Annotated in this window: 3 protein-coding genes and 1 pseudogene; 1 reads left to right on the forward strand and 3 read right to left on the reverse strand. The window is 75.8% G+C overall.

What is annotated here, in order from left to right; translation table 11 throughout:
- Positions 1 to 217, forward strand: a pseudogene (locus AA75_RS49820) (hypothetical protein); the annotation flags it as partial.
- Positions 218 to 219: 2 nt separating this feature from the next.
- On the opposite strand, the gene AA75_RS26860 reads toward AA75_RS49820, so the two are convergent.
- From AA75_RS26860 to AA75_RS26870, 3 genes are all read right to left on the reverse strand, one after another.
- Positions 220 to 1,941 (reverse strand): SDR family oxidoreductase, encoded by a 1,722-nt coding sequence (locus tag AA75_RS26860; RefSeq protein WP_033822848.1) that lies wholly within the window; start codon positions 1,939 to 1,941, stop codon positions 220 to 222.
- Positions 1,938 to 2,777 (reverse strand): M24 family metallopeptidase, encoded by an 840-nt coding sequence (locus AA75_RS26865; protein ID WP_199520423.1) that lies wholly within the window; start codon positions 2,775 to 2,777, stop codon positions 1,938 to 1,940. The genes AA75_RS26860 and AA75_RS26865 overlap by 4 nt, the downstream gene beginning before the upstream one ends.
- A gap of 102 nt (positions 2,778 to 2,879) precedes the next feature.
- Positions 2,880 to 3,846: PDR/VanB family oxidoreductase (locus AA75_RS26870; RefSeq protein ID WP_033822849.1), on the reverse strand; the 967-nt coding region annotated here is incomplete at its 5' end.

Consider the following 3,846-nt stretch of genomic DNA (forward strand, 5'->3'; position numbering starts at 1 on the left):
GGCCGCCGCGGTCGAGGCCGCGGCGGCCGGCCGGCCGGGGTCGGCCGCCCCGGGCGGCTACCTCCCGCCCCAGATGCCGGCCGACCCGGACGTCGAGGCCGCCTGGCTCTGCCGGGTCGCCAAGGCGTACGAGTGCTCGGTGACGGTGCGCCGGCTGCGCGGCCGGGCCCGGGCGGAGCTGGCCGCCGAGGCCGGGGCCGGCCCCGGCGCCGAGTGAGGTCAGCCCACGTTCAGGCGGGCGGCCAGGCGCAGCAGGCCCGGGGAGATCCGGCCGAGCAGGCGGGCGGCCTTGGCCTCGAAGGTGACCGGGACGACGGCCTGGCCGGTGTCGACGGCGCGGACGATCGCGGCGGCCACCTTCTCGGGCGGGAAGCCCCGGCGGGCGTACAGCTTGGCGGCCCGCTGCTGCTTCGCGGCCTGCTCGGCGGCGCCGACGCCGGAGAAGGTGGAGGTGCGGGTGATGTTGGTGTTGACGATGCCCGGGCAGATCGCCGAGACGCCGATGCCGTGCGGGGCGAGTTCGGCGCGCAGGCAGTCCGAGAGCATCAGCACGCCGGCCTTGCTGGTGGCGTACGCGGCGAGCACCTTGGAGGGCAGGTAGGCGGCGGCCGAGGCGAGGTTGACGATGTGTCCGCCGGCGCCGCGTTCGACCATCAGCGCGCCGAACGCCCGGCAGCCGTGGATGACGCCCCAGAGGTTGACGTCCAGGACCCGCTGCCACTCCTTCTCGGTGGTCTGCAGGAAGGTGCCGGAGTGGCCGATGCCGGCGTTGTTGACCACCACGTCCGGCACCCCGTGCTCGGCCGCGACCTGCAGTGCGAAGGCGTCCACGGCCGCGCCGTCGCTGACGTCCAGCGGGTAGGCGTGGGAGGGGGCGCCGACCAGGGTGCAGAGTTCGGCGGTGCGGCGGGCGGAGTCCAGGTCGAGGTCGGCGACCACGACCCGGGTGCCGCGCTCGGCGAAGGCGAGTGCGGTGGCCCGGCCGATGCCGCTGCCGCCGCCGGTGACCACGGCCAGCCGGCCGTTGTCCGGCGGGCCCTGGGTGTGCCCCGCGGCGGTGCGGGCGGCGAAGTCGCGGACGAGTGCGGCCACGGCGGGGCCTTTCTCCAGGAGGGCCGACCAGTGGGTCGCGTTCAGGGTCCGCCTGGTCAGCCGGGGCACCCAGCGCTCCAGGCCCTCGGACAGGAAGTCCGAGACGTAGTGGTCGCGTTGCAGGGTGACGAGCTGGACCGGGACCTCGGTGGGTCGCTCGCGCGGGTTGCGGACGGCGGGCCGCATGTTGGCCCGGTACAGCTCGATGCCGCGGACCGCGTCCTGCCGCAGGGTCGCCTGCGGGTGGCCGGGCCGCGGGGTGACGGCCTCCAGGTCGCGCAGGATCCGCGGCCAGGCGCGGGCCAGCCACAGCCGCCAGGTGGCGGGGGCGAGCACCGGCAGGTGGAAGGCGGTGATGTACCAGGAGTGTGCGCCCTGGACCAGCAGTTGCCGCAGGTGGCGCGGGGTGGGGCGGCGCAGCCGGTGCCGGATCCAGAAGCCCATGTGGTCCAGCGAGGGCCCGGACATGGTGGTGTAGGAGGCGATCCGACGCTCGGCGCCCGGTTCGGTGACGGCCTCCCAGGACTGCACCGAGCCCCAGTCGTGGGCGACCACGTGCACCGGCGCCTGCGGGCTGACCGCGTCGGCGACCGCGAACAGGTCGGCGCCGAGCAGTTCCAGCCGGTAGCCGCTGCGGGCGGCCGGGACGCCGGACTGTCCGGCGCCGCGGACGTCGTAGCGCACCACGTGGTGGTCGGCGGCGAGGTCGGCGGCGACGTCGTCCCAGACGGTGTGGGTGTCGGGGTAGCCGTGCACCAGGATGACGGTCGGGTGGGCCGGGTCGCCCTGCTCGAACACGGCGAGCGGCAGGCCACCGGAGTGGACGGTACGGCGGCGGATGGTTGTCATGCTGCGTCCTCCAGGGTGGTCCAGCGCCGTACGTGCGGCAGGTCGTCGTCGAGCCAGTAGGCGTCGTCCTCGGTGACCACCAGCAGCTCCTCGAACTTGATGCCCACCTCGCGGAAGCCGATGTGCGGTTCCACCGCCCACAGTCCGGGGGTGGGCGCGTGCCGGGAGGCCCGGCCGTCGGCCCACAGCGGTGAGCGGCCGTGCAGCCGTTCGCCGATCAGCTCCCGGCCGAGGGTCTGGAGTGTACGCACCCCGAAGCCGAACAGGTTGACCCCGGCCGGTCCGCGTGAGGTGGTCCGGGTGACCTGGTGGCCGATCACCCGGCCGGGGTAGACCCGGTGCCGGTTGTCGTAGCCGTGCGCGGCGATCTGGGCGTCGACGGCGGCGTACACCTGGTCGAGCGGCTTGCGGGCCTTCACCTCGCGCAGGATCAGCTCCCGGTAGACCTGGAGGTCGCGGGCGAGCCGGTCCCAGATCGGGTTGTCGCCGACCTTGCCGCCGTAGCCGATGTCCGCGGTGTAGCCGTCGACCACGGGCGCGCAGTCGAGGACGTAGGGCATGCCCTCCTCCAGCCGGCGGCTGCCGGCGAAGAACTGCAGCGGGGTGTGGAAGTGCCGGAACGCGGTGCGGTCGCCGAACCAGGCGAACGGGACGTGGAAGAAGTCCTGCACCCCGGCGCCGACCAGGCGGCGGCGCAGCTCGGCGGTGGCCTGGCGTTCGGTGACGCCGGGTTCGATCCAGGCGGCGACCTGTTCGGCGCAGTGGTAGGCGAGCTGCTGGGTCTCCCGGAAGCGGGCGAGGTCGTGCTCGCGGTAGGGGAAGGCGGGCATGGGCATCCGGTACTCCTTGGCTGCGGGGCTCGGTGGGTGGCGGCTCCGGACGGGGTCACACGTCACACGCGTCGTGCGCGTCGTACGGGCCCGCGCGGCGCGCGGGTCTCACACGTCGAGGACGAGCGTCTCGCCCTCCGCGGCCCGGGAGACGCAGGGCAGCAGCGCTCCGGCGGCCCGGGCCTCGGGGGTGAGGCGGCGGTCGCGGTGCTCCGGCGTCCCTGCCAGCAGGCGGACCTCGCAGGTGCCGCAGAAGCCCTGGTGGCAGGAGTACGGCAGGTCGGGCCGCAGCTCGCGGGCGACGTCGAGGGCGGAACGGTCGGCCGGGACGGCCAGCTCCGGGCCGTCGGCGCCCAGGCGCAGCGTGAAGGGGCGGCCGTCGGCCACCGGTGCGGCGCCGAAGCGTTCGAAGTGCAGCGCGCGGGCGGGTGAGTCGTCCATCGCGCGCTGCACCGCGGTGAGCATCGGGGCCGGTCCGCAGCAGTAGACGGCCGCCCCGCGGGGCGCGCGGGCGAGCAGGCCGGCGGCGTCCGGGAGGCCGTGCCGGTCGTCGGTGCGGATCTCGACCCGGTCCGGGTCCAGGGCGCGCAGCTCGTCCGTGAAGGGCAGGGCGGCGGCGGTGCGGCCGGTGTGCACCAGGTGCCAGTCGAGTCCGCGTCGCTGGGCCTCCCGGACCATCGGCAGCAGCGGGGTGATACCGATCCCGCCGGCCAGGAACAGCACGGCGTCCTCGCCGCAGAAGGCGAAGCCGTTGCGGGGCCGGCGGGCCGTCAGGGCGGCGCCGGGGCGCAGCTCGTCGTGGATCTCCACCGAACCGCCGCCGCCGTCGGCGATCCTGCGCACGGCGATCCGGTAGGCGGAGCGGTCCGCCGGGTCGCCGCAGAGCGAGTAGTGCCGCTGCCGGCCGGAGGGCAGGGTGAGCAGCAGCCGGGCGCCGGGCTGCCAGGCCGGCAGCCGGGCGGGGCCGGCCGCGGGGGCGGTCAGCCGGAGTTCCACCACGTCCTCGGCTAGCGGGCGGCGGGCGGCGAGGGTGAGCCGCAGCGGCGCGAGGGTGCGGGCGGGCGGGCGGCGGGGG

Origin of the sequence: Kitasatospora sp. MBT63 (assembly GCF_000710465.2) — a bacterium.
GTDB lineage: Bacteria > Actinomycetota > Actinomycetes > Streptomycetales > Streptomycetaceae > Kitasatospora.

What these genes read in the sequence shown, in the direction of transcription:
- AA75_RS26865 (WP_199520423.1), bottom strand. Translation starts at nt 2,777, where the DNA reads ATGCCCATGCCCGCCTTCCCCTACCGCGAGCACGACCTCGCCCGCTTC.
- AA75_RS26860 (WP_033822848.1), bottom strand. Translation starts at nt 1,941, where the DNA reads ATGACAACCATCCGCCGCCGTACCGTCCACTCCGGTGGCCTGCCGCTC.